At 67.8% G+C, this 14,578-nt stretch carries 16 protein-coding genes and 2 tRNA genes; 10 read left to right on the forward strand and 8 right to left on the reverse strand.

Annotated elements, in window-relative coordinates; genetic code table 11:
* Nucleotides 1-106 precede the first annotated feature (106 nt).
* The 5 genes from QMZ26_RS01345 (at nt 107) to QMZ26_RS01365 (ending at nt 3,826) form a co-directional block, all read left to right on the forward strand.
* Nucleotides 107-1,996, forward strand: a complete 1,890-nt coding sequence (locus tag QMZ26_RS01345) for an MFS transporter (protein WP_283220319.1) — start codon at nt 107-109, stop codon at nt 1,994-1,996.
* Between the two features lie 183 nt (nt 1,997-2,179).
* Complete coding sequence (locus QMZ26_RS01350) at nt 2,180-2,467, forward strand: CD225/dispanin family protein (RefSeq protein ID WP_108747523.1); 288 nt, start codon at nt 2,180-2,182, stop codon at nt 2,465-2,467.
* Between the two features lie 33 nt (nt 2,468-2,500).
* Nucleotides 2,501-2,782 (forward strand): CD225/dispanin family protein, encoded by a 282-nt coding sequence (locus tag QMZ26_RS01355; protein WP_079223850.1) that lies wholly within the window; start codon nt 2,501-2,503, stop codon nt 2,780-2,782.
* 47 nt (nt 2,783-2,829) lie between these two features.
* Nucleotides 2,830-3,255, forward strand: a complete 426-nt coding sequence (locus tag QMZ26_RS01360) for a DUF2752 domain-containing protein (RefSeq protein ID WP_079223852.1) — start codon at nt 2,830-2,832, stop codon at nt 3,253-3,255.
* A gap of 130 nt (nt 3,256-3,385) precedes the next feature.
* Complete coding sequence (locus tag QMZ26_RS01365) at nt 3,386-3,826, forward strand: hypothetical protein (RefSeq protein WP_159095384.1); 441 nt, start codon at nt 3,386-3,388, stop codon at nt 3,824-3,826.
* Nucleotides 3,827-3,864: 38 nt separating this feature from the next.
* On the opposite strand, the gene ampE is transcribed toward QMZ26_RS01365, so the two are convergent.
* The 5 genes from ampE to QMZ26_RS01390 all read right to left on the reverse strand — a co-directional run bounded on the left by ampE (nt 3,865) and on the right by QMZ26_RS01390 (nt 7,548).
* Nucleotides 3,865-4,752, reverse strand: coding sequence for a regulatory signaling modulator protein AmpE (gene ampE / locus QMZ26_RS01370; protein ID WP_283220320.1), 888 nt, complete (start codon nt 4,750-4,752; stop codon nt 3,865-3,867).
* A gap of 144 nt (nt 4,753-4,896) precedes the next feature.
* Nucleotides 4,897-5,802 carry an NAD(+) diphosphatase gene (nudC, locus tag QMZ26_RS01375; protein WP_283220321.1) on the reverse strand — a complete coding sequence of 302 codons (906 nt, stop codon included), beginning with the start codon at nt 5,800-5,802 and terminating at the stop codon, nt 4,897-4,899.
* A gap of 106 nt (nt 5,803-5,908) precedes the next feature.
* Complete coding sequence (gene erpA / locus QMZ26_RS01380) at nt 5,909-6,301, reverse strand: iron-sulfur cluster insertion protein ErpA (RefSeq protein ID WP_108747525.1); 393 nt, start codon at nt 6,299-6,301, stop codon at nt 5,909-5,911.
* Nucleotides 6,302-6,332: 31 nt separating this feature from the next.
* Nucleotides 6,333-6,800, reverse strand: a complete 468-nt coding sequence (locus QMZ26_RS01385) for a polymer-forming cytoskeletal protein (protein ID WP_108747526.1) — start codon at nt 6,798-6,800, stop codon at nt 6,333-6,335.
* A gap of 4 nt (nt 6,801-6,804) precedes the next feature.
* Entirely contained in the window at nt 6,805-7,548 is a 744-nt protein-coding gene (locus QMZ26_RS01390) for a DUF6776 family protein (protein ID WP_283220322.1), read from the reverse strand.
* A gap of 179 nt (nt 7,549-7,727) precedes the next feature.
* Here QMZ26_RS01390 and QMZ26_RS01395 point away from each other — a divergent pair, with 179 nt between their 5' ends.
* From QMZ26_RS01395 to QMZ26_RS01405, 3 genes are read left to right on the forward strand one after another with little or no spacing between them, the layout of a single operon-like run.
* Entirely contained in the window at nt 7,728-8,345 is a 618-nt protein-coding gene (locus QMZ26_RS01395; RefSeq protein ID WP_079223863.1) for a DUF4126 domain-containing protein, read from the forward strand.
* Nucleotides 8,346-8,389: 44 nt separating this feature from the next.
* Entirely contained in the window at nt 8,390-10,261 is a 1,872-nt protein-coding gene (locus QMZ26_RS01400) for an EAL domain-containing protein (protein WP_283220323.1), read from the forward strand.
* A complete protein-coding gene (locus QMZ26_RS01405) occupies nt 10,262-12,475 on the forward strand; it encodes an ATP-binding protein (RefSeq protein ID WP_283220324.1) in 2,214 nt (737 codons plus the stop codon).
* Nucleotides 12,476-12,569: 94 nt separating this feature from the next.
* Here the strand turns inward: QMZ26_RS01405 and bfr are convergent, their stop codons facing one another.
* From bfr to QMZ26_RS01420, 3 genes are all read right to left on the reverse strand, one after another.
* Nucleotides 12,570-13,040: a bacterioferritin gene (gene bfr / locus QMZ26_RS01410; RefSeq protein WP_079223868.1), complete on the reverse strand. Its 471-nt coding sequence runs from the start codon at nt 13,038-13,040 to the stop codon at nt 12,570-12,572.
* Nucleotides 13,041-13,179: 139 nt separating this feature from the next.
* Nucleotides 13,180-13,386 carry a bacterioferritin-associated ferredoxin gene (locus QMZ26_RS01415; RefSeq protein WP_200732463.1) on the reverse strand — a complete coding sequence of 69 codons (207 nt, stop codon included), beginning with the start codon at nt 13,384-13,386 and terminating at the stop codon, nt 13,180-13,182.
* A gap of 108 nt (nt 13,387-13,494) precedes the next feature.
* Nucleotides 13,495-14,115 carry an RNA pyrophosphohydrolase gene (locus QMZ26_RS01420; protein ID WP_200732464.1) on the reverse strand — a complete coding sequence of 207 codons (621 nt, stop codon included), beginning with the start codon at nt 14,113-14,115 and terminating at the stop codon, nt 13,495-13,497.
* A 121-nt stretch (nt 14,116-14,236) separates the two neighbouring features.
* Here QMZ26_RS01420 and QMZ26_RS01425 point away from each other — a divergent pair.
* Both QMZ26_RS01425 and QMZ26_RS01430 read left to right on the forward strand, forming a co-directional pair.
* Nucleotides 14,237-14,313, forward strand: a tRNA-Met gene (locus tag QMZ26_RS01425).
* 58 nt (nt 14,314-14,371) lie between these two features.
* A tRNA-Gln gene (locus tag QMZ26_RS01430) sits at nt 14,372-14,445 on the forward strand.
* Nucleotides 14,446-14,578: the final 133 nt, after the last annotated feature.

Below are 14,578 nucleotides of genomic sequence, written 5' to 3' on the forward strand. Positions count from 1 at the left end.
TCCGCACCCACCAGAGTCCGGGTCCGCACCCACCGTAGAGTCGAGCTTGCTCGACTGCCCTGCCTGACAGGCAGGAATGCTAGGCTGCGCCGGTCAAGGAGATTCCATGTCCGGTCACAGCCAGTTCGCCCTGCTCCGCCAGCGCCGCTTCCTGCCGTTCTTCATCGTGCAGGCGCTGGGTGCCTTCAATGACAATGTGTACCGGCAGGCCATCATCGGCCTGTTGTTCTACCTGGGCGTATCGGACGAACAGCGCTCGCTGTACACCACGCTGGCGCCGGCCATCTTCATCCTGCCGTATTTCCTGTTCTCGGCCCTGGCCGGGCAGATCGCCGACAAACTGGAAAAATCGCGGCTGATCGTGATCACCACCACCATGGAGATCGTGATCATGTCGCTTGCGGCAATCGGGTTCATCACCGAGAACCTGCCGTTCCTGCTGGTGGCGCTGTTCTGCACCGGCATGCAGTCGACCCTGTTCGGCCCGGTGAAGTACTCGGTGCTGCCCTCGGTGCTGAAACCGGAGGAGCTGACCGGTGGCAACGGCCTGGTCGAAATGGGCACCTCCATCTCGATCCTGTCGGGCATGATCATCGGCGGCTCGGTGTTCCTGCTGGCCGGCAGCCATGGTCCGATCGTGGCGGCAACGGCCGTCATCGCGCTGGCGATCTGCGGCAATCTCGCCGCGCGCATGATTCCCCGGGTCGACGCCGGCGACCCCGACCTGAAGATCAACTGGAACCCGCTGCCCGAGTCGCTGGTGGTGCTGCGCATGGCGCGGCAGCAGAAGGCGGTGCGCAACGCCATTCTCGGCGTGTCCTGGTTCTGGTTCGTCGGCACCGTGCTGACCTCGCAGCTGCCCAACTACGCGCTGGTCAACCTGGGCGGCGAGCCCAAGCTGTACCTGTTCGCGCTGGCGCTGTTCTCGGTGGGCACCGGCGTCGGTTCGCTGCTGTGCGAGAAGCTGTCGGCGCGCACGGTGGAAATCGGCCTGGTGCCGCTGGGTGCGTTCGGCATGACCGCCTTCCTGCTGGACCTGTACTTCGCCCGCACCGGCGAAGCGACCGTGCAGAACCTGGGCGTGCTGGCGTTCCTGCAGCAGCCGGGCAGCGTGCGCATCGTCATCGATCTTGTAGGCATCGGCCTGTTTACCGGTGTGTTCGTGGTGCCACTGTTCGCGCTCATCCAGAGCCGCACGCCGAAGTCGCAGATGTCGCGCGTGTTCGCTGCACTCAACATCCAGAATTCCGGCTTCATCGTCGCCGCGGCGCTGCTGTCGCTGGCCGCGCACCAGCTGCTGCACTGGTCCATCCCGCAGCAGTTCCTGGCGCTGGCCATCGCCAATGCCATCGTGGCGATCTACATCTTCACCATCGTCCCCGAATTCCTGATGCGCTTCCTCAGCTGGCTGATGGTGCGCTCGCTGTACCGGCTGCGCCCGCACGGCATCGAGGCCAACGTCCCCGACGAGGGCGCCGCACTGCTGGTCTGCAACCACGTCAGCTACATGGACGCGCTGATCCTGTCGGCGACGATCCCGCGCCCCGTGCGTTTCGTCATGTACTACAAGATCTTCAACATCCCGGTGATGCGCTGGATCTTCCGCACCGCCAAGGCGATTCCCATCGCCGGCGCGCGCGAAGACCCGGCGCTGATGCAGCGCGCGTTCGACGAGATCGATGCGGCCCTCGCCGAGGGCGAGCTGGTCTGCATCTTCCCGGAGGGCGCGCTGACCAAGGACGGCAGCATGGCGCCGTTCAAGTCCGGCGTAGAAAAAATCCTCGAGCGGCGCCCGGTGCCGGTAGTGCCGATGGCCCTGCGTGGCATGTGGTCGAGCATGTGGAGCCGGCGCGACACGCGCCTGGGCCGCATGCGCGTGCCGCGGCGCTTCCGCGCCACCGTGCAGGTGGTGGCCGCTGCGGCCGTGGACGGCCACAGCGCCGATGCGCCCGCGCTGGAGGCGCAGGTGCGCGCCCTGCGCGGCGACCACGCCTGAGCGTTTGCGCACCGAAGCAGGAACCCGGAAACCACTCCCGTACTCCCCCGTCTGCTGCCGAGCCAAGCGTGGCGGGGATGTAAACGCATACATGGGCCGCCGGTTGCGGTAGATTACGCACCCACAGGGGGGGAGGTTCGGTCTGTTTGCGACAGATCGACCGCCAAGGAATGGAGTCTTGCTTTGAATCAACCACCACAGCCCAGCCGTCCGGTCTACATCCCCAACCATCTGGTCTGGGCGATCCTGACGACGCTGTTCTGCTGCCTGCCACTGGGCGTGGTATCGATCGTGTATGCCTCGCAGGTCGATGGTCGCCGCGCGGCCGGTGATCTGGCCGGGGCTTACGCTGCATCGCGCAAGGCGGGCTGGTGGGCGGCGGCTTCGGCCGTGGCGCTGCCGGTCCTGTTGCTGTTGTGGTTCGGGCTGTTCGGCGGCTTGGCCGTTCTGGGCGCTCTTTCCGACCATTGATTCACCACCACCACCCATCGAGGAGCTTGAACCATGAATACCGCTACCCCGCAGATCCCGAACCACCTGGTCTGGGCCATCCTGTCCACGCTGTTCTGCTGCCTGCCGGCCGGCATCGTGTCGATCGTCTACGCCGCACAGGTCAACGGCAAGCTGGCCGCCGGTGACATCGCCGGTGCCCAGGAATCGTCGGAGAAGGCCAAGAAGTGGGCCATCTGGTCGGCCATCGCGGCGCTGGTCGTCGGCGTGCTGTACTTCATCCTGATCATGGCCATCGGCGGCATGGGCGCCCTGAGCGGCGGCAGCAGCTACTGATGCCTGCTACGGGATCCGGCCGCGCGCCGGGTCCCGTATCTCCCTGCATGCCTCCACCTCCCGTTCCTTCCCGCCTGGGCCGCTGGTCCCCGCTGCTGGCCGCTTCCGGCCTGGCCGCCGGCGCTGCCGTGGTGCTGCGCCACGTCAACCCGTATGTGCCCGGCAATCCGCTGCCGAGCTGCCCGCTGTATGCGCTGACCGGCTTCTACTGCCCCGGCTGCGGCAGCACCCGCTGCCTGTACTCGCTGGTCCATTTCGACCTGCCCGGCGCGATGGCGATGAACCCCCTGCTGGTCATCAGCCTGCCCTTCCTGTTCCTGATGCTGCTGCACATGGCGGGCGTGCGCATGAAAGCGCTCGATCCGTTGATGCGGCTGCTGGCCAACCCGAAGTTCTGGCTGTGGGTGCTGCCGGGGTATGCGCTGCTGCGCAACCTGCCGTGGGCGCCGTTCACTGCGCTGGCACCGGTGTAGGTAGCGTCGACTGTCAGTCGACTGGCACCGCGCCTGGCCCGGCCTCTGGCAGTTTCCGTGTGCGTCCACCACGGAAGAAAGAGAAGATCAAAAGCAGAAGCGGCTCACTTCGCTCGGCTATGCTGGTGCGATGACTGATCGACGCGATGAATTGACCGCGGCCATGAAGGCCGCTGGCTGCACTGATCCGCGCAGCTGGGTGAACAGCGAACTGGGCGAGAACCTGCCGCAGTTCGCGCGCTTCCTGATGCTGCGCGATGTGCACACGCTGGCCGACGATGTGGACAGTGCGTTGTCCGAGGCGCTGTTTGATCGCCCGGAACTGGAACAGACACTGGCCACACTGCGCGGTGCGGTGGATCCGCAGGCCCTGCACGCGCTGCTGCGTGCGTACGGCAAGGCGCTGGGCAACAGCTTCGTGATGGCCGTGGATGAAGGTCCGGCGATGCGCGAAGACGGCATGCCCGGCTGGCTGCTGATGGAAACCGACGCCAACGACGAACCGACCGGACGCCTGGTGCAGGGCCTGCACGAGGATTACCTCGACTTCGACGATCGTTACACGCCGTAGCGCTGTGCAGCACCGCGCCATCCACGCATGGCGTGGATCTACGTGACCCAGCCGGCGATGACCAGCAGCGCCAGCACCGCCAGCCACAGCAGCAGCATCCGCCACACCAGGCTCATCGCATCGCGCAGGTCCGGCAGCCGCTGCCATACCGGCAACAGGCCCGCTTCGGTGTAGTCATGCGCCTCTTCGCGCAGCTCGGCATTCACGCTGGCCCGCGCCACTGCGCCGAGGAAGCCGATGCCACCGGCCAGGCGCTCGCCATGGGCCTGCCGCCACGCCTTCCACGCCGTATCGAAGTTGCCGACCAGCGCCATCGAGAACGCCATCAGCTGCGCCACCGGCCATTCGATCCAGGCCAGCAGGCGCTGTGCCAGCGCCAGTGGCTCCACCGGCACGCGTGCCCGCATCGGGCTCTCGGCCATCAGCGCCAGCAGGCGATAGGCCAATGCACCGACCGGGCCCAGCAGCAGGAACCAGAACAGCACCGCAAACCAGCGTCGCAGTGCATTGAGCACGGTCGCCTCGACCAGCGAGGGCACGTCCTCGCGCAGGCTGCCACCGGCGGCCTGCAGGTGGCGTACCGCCGCCTGGCGGCCCGCTGCGTCGTCGGCATCGATGATCGCTTCGATATCACGGTCGAGGTCGCGCGGGCCCCAGCACCAGGCCAGGACCGCCACGCCCAGCAGCAGGCCGGGCAGGCCGAACAGCACCCCGCGCAGCAACCAGGCCAGCAGCGCCATCAGCAGCAGCGGCGGCACGATCGCCAGCGCCACGCCGGCCGGCGCCTGCCATGCCCGTCCGCCATGCCCGTCCAACCAGCCCAGCCAGCGCCGGAAGCCGTCGAAACGGCGCAGCGAGGCGGCAGCAGCCGGGGCAACGTGGCCCAGGGCCAGCGCCACCAGCACGGCGACCAGGGTGGTGAACATGGCAGGTCTCCCTACGAACAAGCATTCTGCGCCGCTACCTTACCTGCCGCAGCGGCGCGTTCAGCGATGAACCCGACTGTAACCCGGCGCGTGTTCAGGTGGCGGCAATGCGGCCACCGGCACCGGCCGGCACGGCCGCAGCGATCAGCCCTGCTGCTGCCGGTACCAGTGTTCGATCAGGCCGCGCGAGATCGAGATCGGCGGCGACAGGCGGATGCCTTCGCCATCGTCCTCGACGTCACGGGCCAGCGCCGCGCCCACCTCTTCAGCAGTGAACCAGCGTGCATCTTCCAGCTCGCCATTGACGGTCGGCACGTCGTCCTGCGCCTGCGCGCGGAACCCCACCATCAGCGCGCCGGGGAACGGCCACGGCTGCGAGCCGAGGTACTGGCAGGACGTCACCCGCACCTTGCTCTCTTCGTGCACCTCGCGCACCACGGTCTGCTCGAAGGTCTCGCCGGGCTCGACGAAGCCGGCCAGCACCGAATAGCGGCGCGGCGCCCAGTTGGACTGGCGGCCCAGCAGCAGGCGGCCCTGGTTTTCCACCGCGACGATCACCGCCGGGTCGACCCGCGGGTAATGCTCGGTGGAACACTGCGCGCAGCGGCCGACGAAGCCGCCGCGGGCGAAGGCCACCGCACCCCCGCACACACCGCAGAAGCGCGTGCGCGAATGCCAGTAGGACATGCCGCGGGCATAGCTGAAGGCGGTGGCATCGGCCACGCTCCACAGCAGTGCCGCCTGGCGCAGGTCGAGCCGGCGCGGTGCGGCCTGGGCAACGCTGGCCGCTTCGACGGAGAACCAGGCCTGGCCCGCGCGCAGGCCGAGGAAGATGGCCGCACCGGGGCCACCGCCGATATCGGCGCCAGTCAGGGCGACCGGCTGGTCGTCCTCATCGGTGAAGGCGGTGCCGTCCTGGTCCAGGACGAGAATGCGCGCATCCGGCCACAGGCGTGCCAGGGCATCGGCATCATCGCGCAGGGCATCGGCGCGCTCCAGCGGCTCGGCCACGAAGGCGAAACCGGAAAGCGGCGAAGGAGTATTGGGCATCCGACAAGCCTGCCGCCAATTGCCGCAGGTGGCAAGGTCGGCGCTGTGCGCAATCAGTCGGTCTTGCGCGCAACGGCAGCGCGAGGCATTGGCCGCGCGCCCGGCATCACATGCTGAAGCTGCTGCCGCAGCCGCAGGTGGTCTTCGCGTTCGGGTTGCGGATCACGAACTGCGCACCGGTCAGGCTCTCGGTGTAATCCACCTCGGCGCCCATCAGGTACTGCAGGCTGAGCGGATCAACCAGCAGGGTGACCCCGCTGGTCTGCACCGCCAGGTCGTCCTCGGCGCGGTTCTCGTCGAACTCGAAGCCGTACTGGAACCCGGAACAGCCACCGCCCTCGATGTACACGCGCAGGGCCAGGTCGGGGTTGCCCTCGTCCTGGATCAGTTCCTTCACCTTGGCCGCGGCCGATTCGGTGAAGTTCAGCGGCCGCTCCAGCGACTGGTAGTCGGGAGCGGCGGCCGGCGTGGCGCCGGGCAGGGAAACTAGCGTGCTCATGGCCTCAGCATGGGGGCGCCGGGGATGGCTTTCAAGCCATCGCCTCGGCCAGCTTGCGGCGCGCGGCGGTGCCGCCCTTGCCTTCCGCCGCTTCGCCTTCGCCTTCCGGCGCCGGCAGGGCCGCAACCGGGCTGCTGGCGTGGATCAGGCGGCCATTCAGCTGGGCGCCGGCGTTCATTTCCACCACCTGGTAGTGGACGTTGCCGTTCACCCGCGCGCTCGGGGTCAGTTCGACCTTCTCGCTGGCGTGCACGTCACCGTCGAGGCGGCCACTGATGACCACCACCTGGGCGCGGATCTCGCCTTCGATCACGCCATGCTCGGCCACCGTCAGGGTCGCGCCGCTGGCGCCTTCCTGGGCGATCACCTTGCCATGGATGCGGCCTTCCACGTACAGGCCACCACTGAATTCCACATCACCGCGGATCACCACCTGGTTGCCGATCAGGGCATCCACCACCAACTGGCCATCACGGCTGGATTTGCTGTTTCCGAACATCTGCCTACTCCCCTTTGCTGGCCGGTGCGCCGGCCTGTTTCCAGTCGAATACCTGCGTGGTGCCCCCTGCACCACTCCCCAGTGTCACCCTCACCCGTTGCGGGGTGAAGTCCGTCGGCAGCATCACACTGCCGGTGAGCTGCTGGAAGTACCGGAACGAGTAATCCTGTCCCGGCACCTTGCTGCGCTGGTGCAGCTCATCCCAGCTGATCGTGGCCAGCTTGCCGTTCTTCACGCCTTCCACGGTGAAGCGCATCTGCCCCTGGCTGATGGCCCCGCGGTTGAGGTTCTGGGTCAGCACCACGGCGTACTGCCAGGTGCCGGCCGATTCGGGGCTGAACTCGATCGAATGGGTGTTCAGGCCCTTGCGCTGGCTGGTCGAGCCGACCAGGCGCTCGTAGAAGGCCACGTCGGCACGCAGGCCCGCGATCTCTTCGTCGCGCTCGGCCAGCGAGGACTGCACCTCGGTGTTGGCGGCGCGGCTGATGCGGTCGGAGGCTTCCAGCGTGGCCTGCTTCTGGCGCAGCTCGGTCAGCTGTGCCTGCACCGTGTCGGCGCGCTTCTCGGCCGCCTGCAGGCGCTGCCCCTGGGCATCGCGCGGCGCGCCCAGCCAGCAGCCGCCCAGCACCGCCAGCACCAGGCTCAGCAGCCAGATGCCACCGATGACCAGCAGGCGGCGGCGGTCGAGCGGCTGCGGCTTGGCACCGGGCAGTCGGACCTGTACGCGCATGGGTGGGCGGTTGTTCATGGGTAGTCTCCGTGGACTCGCAATGGCGACACCAGCACGGCCCCTGTAGCAAACGACGGACTAGTGTATGACAGGAACGGGGGCTTTCCCCGGTGCCGGCCGTCAGGGGCCGGTGGTGTTCAGCCACGTCATCGCCGATAGTGTGGCACCCTGCACAGTTCCGTCGCCGGAGCCCCGCCATGACCGAAGCCCATCTGTTCGTGATCGGCATCCTGCTGGCCTGGCTGGCCGGCATCCGCGTGTACCTCACCGTATTCGGCGTCGGCCTGGCCGGCCTGCTCGGCTGGGTCGACCTGCCACCGGCCCTGCAGGCCACCGAATCGTGGTGGGTGCTGGGCACCTCGGCGGCCCTGGCCATCGCCGAATTCTTCGCCGACAAGATCCCTGGCGTCGATTCCATCTGGGATCTCGTGCATACCCTGGCGCGGGTACCGGCCGGCGCCTTCCTGGCCGCCGCCACGCTCTCGCCCGATGGCCAGCTGGGCACCGGCACCCTGCTGGCCGGCGCCGGCGTGGCCCTGGCCAGCCACGGCCTGAAGGCTGGCACCCGTGCGCTGCTCAATACTTCGCCGGAACCGGCCAGCAACTGGGTCGCCTCGGTCGCCGAGGACACCGTGGTGGTCGGCGGCCTGGCACTGGCACTGGCCCATCCCTGGATCGCCCTGGTCGTGGTGCTGGCCTGCAGCCTGGCCGGCGCACTGCTGGTGTGGCTGGTCTGGCGCACCCTGTGGAAGGGCGTGCGATGGCTTGCACGTGCTGGCGGCACGGCCTCTGCAGGCCAACCACGCACCGGCTGACTGCCGGGCTTGGCGCATAATGGCGGCGAACACCAGGAGCTTTGATGTCCGCAAATGAATCCCCCGCGGGCGCACGCCCCGGACGCGCTGAAACCCCTCCGGCCGATCATTGGCAGCGCTGGGCCAGTGCCCCGGCCGCCGCCGCGCCCAGTCTTGCCGTGGTCCCCTCCGCACCGGCAGATGCGACCGACGGGCTGGCCACGCCGCCGCCGCTGCCGTCCGCGCCGATGGATGCAGACGACAGCAGCAATGCCCCGGTGCCGTCCGACTCGCCGTACCGCGTGCTGATCGTCGAAGACGACCGCGCCCAGGCCCTGTTCGCACAGAGCGTGCTGCACGGTGCCGGCATGCAGGCGGAGGTGCTGTCCGACGCCGATGGCGTACAGCAGGCGATCCGCGAACAGCGCCCCGACCTGATCCTGATGGACCTGCACCTGCCGGGCCTGGATGGCATGCGGCTGACCGCGATGATCCGCCAGCAGCCGGGCATGCAGCTGCTGCCGATCGTCTTCCTCAGTGGCGACCCGGATCCGGAGCGCCAGTTCGAAGTGCTCGACAGCGGCGCCGACGACTACCTGAGCAAGCCGATCCGCCCGCGCCACCTGATCGCGGCCGTGGCCAACCGCATCCGCCGTGCCCGCGCACAGGCCGCCACCCTGCCCGGCGCCAACGGTGCGCCGGCCACCAGCAACCCGGAAACCGGCCTGCCCACCCGCCACCATGTGCTGCAGCAGCTCAACGCCGCACTGGAACAGCGCGACCGTGGCGGCGTGTTCTTCGTGGAAATCTCCAGCGCGCTGGGCCTGCGCGAGCGCTATGGCTACGCCGCCTTCGAGCGGCTGATGGTGCAGGCTGGCCAGCGCCTGGCCGAGGCCGGCCACCCGCACCTGCTGGCACGCCTGAACGACAACAGCTTCCTGCTGCTGGCCCGCGGTGCCGACGAGGAAAGCCTGGAAGGCATCGCCGCCGCGCTGCGCGAACAGCTGTCCGCACGCGCCTTCGTCATCCGCGATGATGAATCGGTACACCTGCGTGGCGTGGTCGGCTATGCGCCGCTGTCGCCGGGCTTCGACGATGCCAACAGCGCGCTGGAAGCCATCGAACGCACCACCCTGCAGGCGCGCCTGCTCACCGCCGGCGTGGCCGGCCACGTGCATCGCCAGGCGATGACCGAGCAGGAACACCTGGCCCTGCTGGAAGGCCAGCTGGAACTGGCCTACCAGCCGATCGTGGCCGTGGCCGGTGGTGATACCGCGCAGTACCAGCTGCTGCTGCGCCTGCGCCAGGCCGATGGCACCGTGCTCACCGCCGGCCAGGTCATTCCGGCGGCCGAAGCGGCCGGCCGCATCGCCGATCTGGACCAGCAGGTGCTGGAGCATGCGATGGGCCTGCTCGACCTGTACCGCCACGCGACGCAGCCGCTGAACCTGTTCGTCTCGCAGTCGCTGCGCACGCTGCAGCGCGATGCCTTCACCGATTGGCTGCTGGAATCGCTGCAGCAGCGCGACCTGCCCGGCAGCGCGCTGGTGATCGACGTGCGCCTGCCCGACGCGCTCATCCATACCGTGCCGCTGCAGCAGTTCTGCCAGCGCATGGCCAGTGCCGGCGTGCGCTTCTGCCTGAGCCAGTTCGAGCCCGGCAGTGAAGCCGATGCCCTGCTCACCCAGCTGCCGCTTTCGTTCGTGCGCATGGCCGCGCGCTTCTCCAGCAGCCATTCCAACCCGGGCACCCGCGAGGAACTGCGCCGGGCGATCGATCGCGCGCATGCCGCAGGTCTGCAGATCATCGGCCAGCAGATCGAGGATCCGCAGGCAGCCGCGGCGATGTGGGTCGGTGGCGTGGACTACATCCAGGGCAACATGGTGCAGTCGGCGGGCAGCGACCTGAACTTCGACTTCCACAACGCGGTGCTCTGAGTGCCGCTGACGGTCACGCTGCTGGCGGCACTGGTGCTGGCCATCGGCGTGGCACTGGCCCTTGGCCTGCGCCTGCGGCAACGCGGACAGGCGCTGGCGGCACTGCAGCGCGAACGCACGGTGCTGGCCAGCGAGCGCGACCAGCTGCGCCGCACCACCGAGCGCCAGGGCCAGCTGGAGCAACAGCTGCTGCAGGCCAAGCAGGCCGCCGAAGCGGCCGCGCTGGCCAAGGGCGAATTCTTGGCCACCATGAGCCACGAGATCCGCACGCCGCTCAACGGCATCCTGCCGATGCTGGAGCTGATCGCACGCGGGCCGCTGGGCGACGACCAGCGGCAGATGCTGGCCACCGCATCGGTCAGCTCGCAGCAGCTGCTGCGCATCGTCGATGACATCCTCGACTACTCGCGCCTGGAAGCGCAGGCGCTGGAGCTGGAGATCACCAGCTTCAACCTGCGCGAACTGCTTGATGGCGTGGTGCAGCTGCTGCAGCGCGCCGCCGAATCGAAGGGCCTGGTGCTCGGCCTGCAGCTGGACCCTGCCGTGCGCCTGCCGGTGCGTGGCGATCCGGTGCGCCTGCGCCAGGTGCTGACCAACCTGCTGGCCAATGCCATCAAGTTCACCGCACGCGGCCAGGTCCAGCTGCGCGTGCAGCGCCTGGGCGAAGGCCCGGCCCAGCACCAGCTGCGTTTCGAAGTGGCCGACACCGGCATCGGCATCGACGCCCCGCTGCAGTCACGGCTGTTCCAGTCCTTCAGCCAGGCCGATGCGTCGACCACCCGCCTGTACGGCGGCACCGGCCTGGGCCTGGCCATCTGCAAGCGCATCATCGACCTGATGCACGGCCAGATCGGCGTGCAGTCCACGCCCGGCCAGGGCGCCACGTTCTGGTTCGAGATCCCGCTGCTGAAGATTCCCGGCGACCTGCCGGCACTGGCGCGCGCGCCCTCGCCGCTGCTGCTGCACAGTGCCGATGTGGCCCTGCAGGCGCGCGTGGAACGCATTGCCGCCCACCACGGGCTGCCGGTGCAGGTGCTGGCCGAACGCGATCTGCTGCTGGAGCGCCTGCGTGCGGCGCCACGCCCCGGCCAACCGCCGCCGGCGTGGCTGCTGGTGGACGCCCGCCAGCGGCGCGGCGGCGAAGCGACGCTGCTGCGCACGCTGGCCGAGCGCGGCACGGAAGACACGCTGCAGGTGCTGTGGCTGCAGGACGAGCCCGCGCCCACGCAGGCCCGCCAGCAGCAGTTGCCGGGCGGCTTCAGCGACGCCACCCTGCACGCCCTGCTGGCCACGCCCACCGCCAGCGTACGGCCGGCGGCCCTGCTGGCCACGGCCGAGCATGGCCAGGCACCGGCGATGCTGCCGCCCCTGGGCCTGCGCGTGCTGCTGGTGGAGGACAACGCGGTCAACCGCATGGTGGCCGAACAGCTGCTGCGGGTGTTCCAGTGCGAGGTGCGCAACGCCGCCGACGGCGAGCAGGCCCTCGTGGCGCTGCGCCAGGGCGGTATCGACGTGGTGCTGATGGATTGCCAGATGCCGGTACTGGATGGCTATGCCGCCACCGGCCAATGGCGGAGCGAGGAAGCGGCACAGGGCCGCGTGCGGCTGCCGATCATCGCCATGACCGCCAACGCCATGGCCGGCGACCGCGAACGCTGCCTGCAGGCCGGCATGGATGATTACCTGTCCAAGCCGATCAACCGCGAAACCCTGCATGCGCTGCTGCAGCGCTGGGGCGAAGCGCCTGTGGCTGTCGACCGTTGCGATGCTCCCGAAATCGTAGAGTCGAGCTTGCTCGACTGCCGCCATGCCCAAAACAGTCGAGCAGGCTCGACTCCACCTCCGCCGCCCGAAGCAGACACGCCGACGCAGCCGGTGCTCGACCGCAGCGTGCTTGAGGAACTGCAGGCGGTGATCGGAGCGGCCGCACTGCAGATCGTGGCCGTGTTCCTCGAAGATGCTCCCGCGATGGTGCAGGCCCTGCAGCAGGCTGCGCAGGGCAACGACATCGAGCGCCTGCAGGCGCTGTCGCACAGCCTCAAGTCATCCAGCGCCAATGTCGGCGCACTGTCACTGTCGGCCGTCGCCCGGCGCATCGAGCACGAAGCCCGCGCCGGCAGCCTGCAGCGCCCCGCCGTGGCAGTGGCGCTGCTGGTGGCCGAGTTCGCCCGCGCACGCGTGGCGCTGACCGGCTACCTGGCCCAGGAACGGTAGCGCCGAGCTTGCTCGACTACCGTTTTGTAGAGTCGAGCCATGCTCGGCTGCTGTTGGAAGACGCAGTCGAGCAAGCTCGACTCTACAGGCTGAATCAGTCTTCCAGCTTGCTCAGCAGGTACTTCGGCTCGCCGATGCGCTCGACCAGGTCCAGCTGGGTTTCCAGCCAGTCGATGTGCTCTTCCTCGGCATCGAGGATGCTGGTGAACAACGAACGGCTCACGTAGTCACCCACCGAATCGGCGTAAGCCACGGCGTTGCGCAGCACCACCACGCCGTCCTGTTCCAGCGACAGGTCACACTGCAGCATTTCCGGCGGGTTCTCGCCGATGCGCAGCTTGCCCAGCGCCTGGAAGTTCGGCAGGCCTTCAAGGAACAGGATGCGGTCGGACAGCGCGTCGGCGCGCTTCATCGCGTGGATCGATTCCTTGTACTCGTACTCCGCCAGTTCCTTGATGCCCCAGTTCTTGAACATCTTGGCGTGCAGGAAGTACTGGTTGATCGCGGTCAGCTCGTTGAAGAGGACCTTGTTGAGGAATTCGATGACCTTGGCGTCGCCTTTCATGGCTGGCTCCTAGCGCTGAGAACGCGGGCACTGTATCGCTTTGAAGGCGCGCGTGAAGGAACGCGAATCGTGCGCATTGGCCTGTGCGGCCAGTGGCGGAACGTCAGGGACGCGGCGTCATGGCGCCGCGGGGTACGGCTCAGGCAGCCTGCAGGCCGAGAACGGGCAGCGGCAGGTCGTGGGTGGCCATGGCCTTGGCCAGCAGATCACCAGCCATGTCCAGGCAGGAACCGCAGGTGGCGCCGCAACCGGTACGCATGGTCAGCTCGCCCACCGTGGTGACGCCATGGCTGGCGGCCTCGCGGATCTGGTGGTCGGTGACTCCGTTGCAGATGCAGACGTACACAGGCGGGAACCGGGCTGACAGGCCAGAAGCGGCCTGGTGCCCATTCCAATGGAAACGAGAATGGTTGTCAATCAGAGACCTGAACCATTCTCGCTACCGTTCATCCCCTCAGCTGGCGGGCGCGTCGCCCTGCGCCTTGCGTGGCCAGTAACCCTTGCTGCGCGGGCGCTTGCGGGGGCGGTCGTGGCCTGCGGTATTGCCCGGCATCCAGGCCTCGGCCGCGGTCTTGGGCATGGCGGTCACCCCCTGCCCGGCCACCCCGCGCGCCAACGGCGCCAAGTGGCGCAAGGCACGCGCATAGACCCCCCGCTTGAACATCACCACGTGCTCGACCGGGTACCAGAAATCGACCCAGCGCCAGTTGTCGAACTCGGGCGAGTCGGTATGGTCCAGCCGCACATGCGATTCATCGCCGGTGAGGCGCAGCAGGAACCAGACCTGCTTCTGGCCGATGCAGACCTGCCGCTCGTTACGGCGGATGGCCCGGGCCGGCAGCTTGTAGCGCAGCCAGCCCGGTGTCGCCCCCAGCACTTCTACGTGCTCGGGCAGCAGGCCGGTCTCTTCCTGCAGTTCACGATACATGGCCTCGACCGGGGTCTCGTCGGTGTTCATGCCACCCTGCGGGAACTGCCAGCCATCCCGGCGCACGCGTCGTGCCCAGAACACCTGCCCGTCCTGCCGCATCAGCACGATGCCGACGTTCGGTCGATAGCCGTCCGGATCGATCACGATGCGGACTCCTAAGAAAATCTACTGGTCGGGACTATCCCATGCCGTCTGTCGGCCCACAAGCTCGGCACAAAAGTGTTGACAGGCCCGATACACATGAGCAGAATAGCTGGCTCACCGAGGCTATGTAGCTCAGCCGGTTAGAGCACAGCACTCATAATGCTGGGGTCGGTGGTTCGAGTCCACCCATAGCCACCACACTGAAAATCAAGTTGTTTTTCAGCGTGAAAAGTGACAAAATAGTTTTTCGTTACATTGCCCCTTAGCCAAGCGGTAAGGCACCTGACTCTGACTCAGGCATCGGTGGTTCGAATCCATCAGGGGCAGCCAGATTAAAAAGAAAAAGGCCTGATCGAAAGATCAGGCCTTTTTCTTTTTAATTTGGTCACGCATTCCACCTGATCCCCGCGCCTCTCTGGAGAGAGGAGTCCAGGGTCGGACATGCAAAAAGACGGGTAGTGCC

The organism is Stenotrophomonas sp. PFBMAA-4 (assembly GCF_030053215.1).
In the GTDB taxonomy this organism is placed as follows: Bacteria; Pseudomonadota; Gammaproteobacteria; order Xanthomonadales; family Xanthomonadaceae; genus Stenotrophomonas.

Coding starts and splice junctions, on each gene's coding strand:
- QMZ26_RS01345 (WP_283220319.1), top strand. CDS start 107: ATGTCCGGTCACAGCCAGTTCGCCCTGCTCCGCCAGCGCCGCTTCCTG.
- QMZ26_RS01355 (WP_079223850.1), top strand. CDS start 2,501: ATGAATACCGCTACCCCGCAGATCCCGAACCACCTGGTCTGGGCCATC.
- QMZ26_RS01360 (WP_079223852.1), top strand. CDS start 2,830: ATGCCTCCACCTCCCGTTCCTTCCCGCCTGGGCCGCTGGTCCCCGCTG.
- QMZ26_RS01365 (WP_159095384.1), top strand. CDS start 3,386: ATGACTGATCGACGCGATGAATTGACCGCGGCCATGAAGGCCGCTGGC.
- ampE (WP_283220320.1), bottom strand. CDS start 4,752: ATGTTCACCACCCTGGTCGCCGTGCTGGTGGCGCTGGCCCTGGGCCAC.
- nudC (WP_283220321.1), bottom strand. CDS start 5,802: ATGCCCAATACTCCTTCGCCGCTTTCCGGTTTCGCCTTCGTGGCCGAG.
- erpA (WP_108747525.1), bottom strand. CDS start 6,301: ATGAGCACGCTAGTTTCCCTGCCCGGCGCCACGCCGGCCGCCGCTCCC.
- QMZ26_RS01385 (WP_108747526.1), bottom strand. CDS start 6,800: ATGTTCGGAAACAGCAAATCCAGCCGTGATGGCCAGTTGGTGGTGGAT.
- QMZ26_RS01390 (WP_283220322.1), bottom strand. CDS start 7,548: ATGAACAACCGCCCACCCATGCGCGTACAGGTCCGACTGCCCGGTGCC.
- QMZ26_RS01395 (WP_079223863.1), top strand. CDS start 7,728: ATGACCGAAGCCCATCTGTTCGTGATCGGCATCCTGCTGGCCTGGCTG.
- QMZ26_RS01400 (WP_283220323.1), top strand. CDS start 8,390: ATGTCCGCAAATGAATCCCCCGCGGGCGCACGCCCCGGACGCGCTGAA.
- bfr (WP_079223868.1), bottom strand. CDS start 13,040: ATGAAAGGCGACGCCAAGGTCATCGAATTCCTCAACAAGGTCCTCTTC.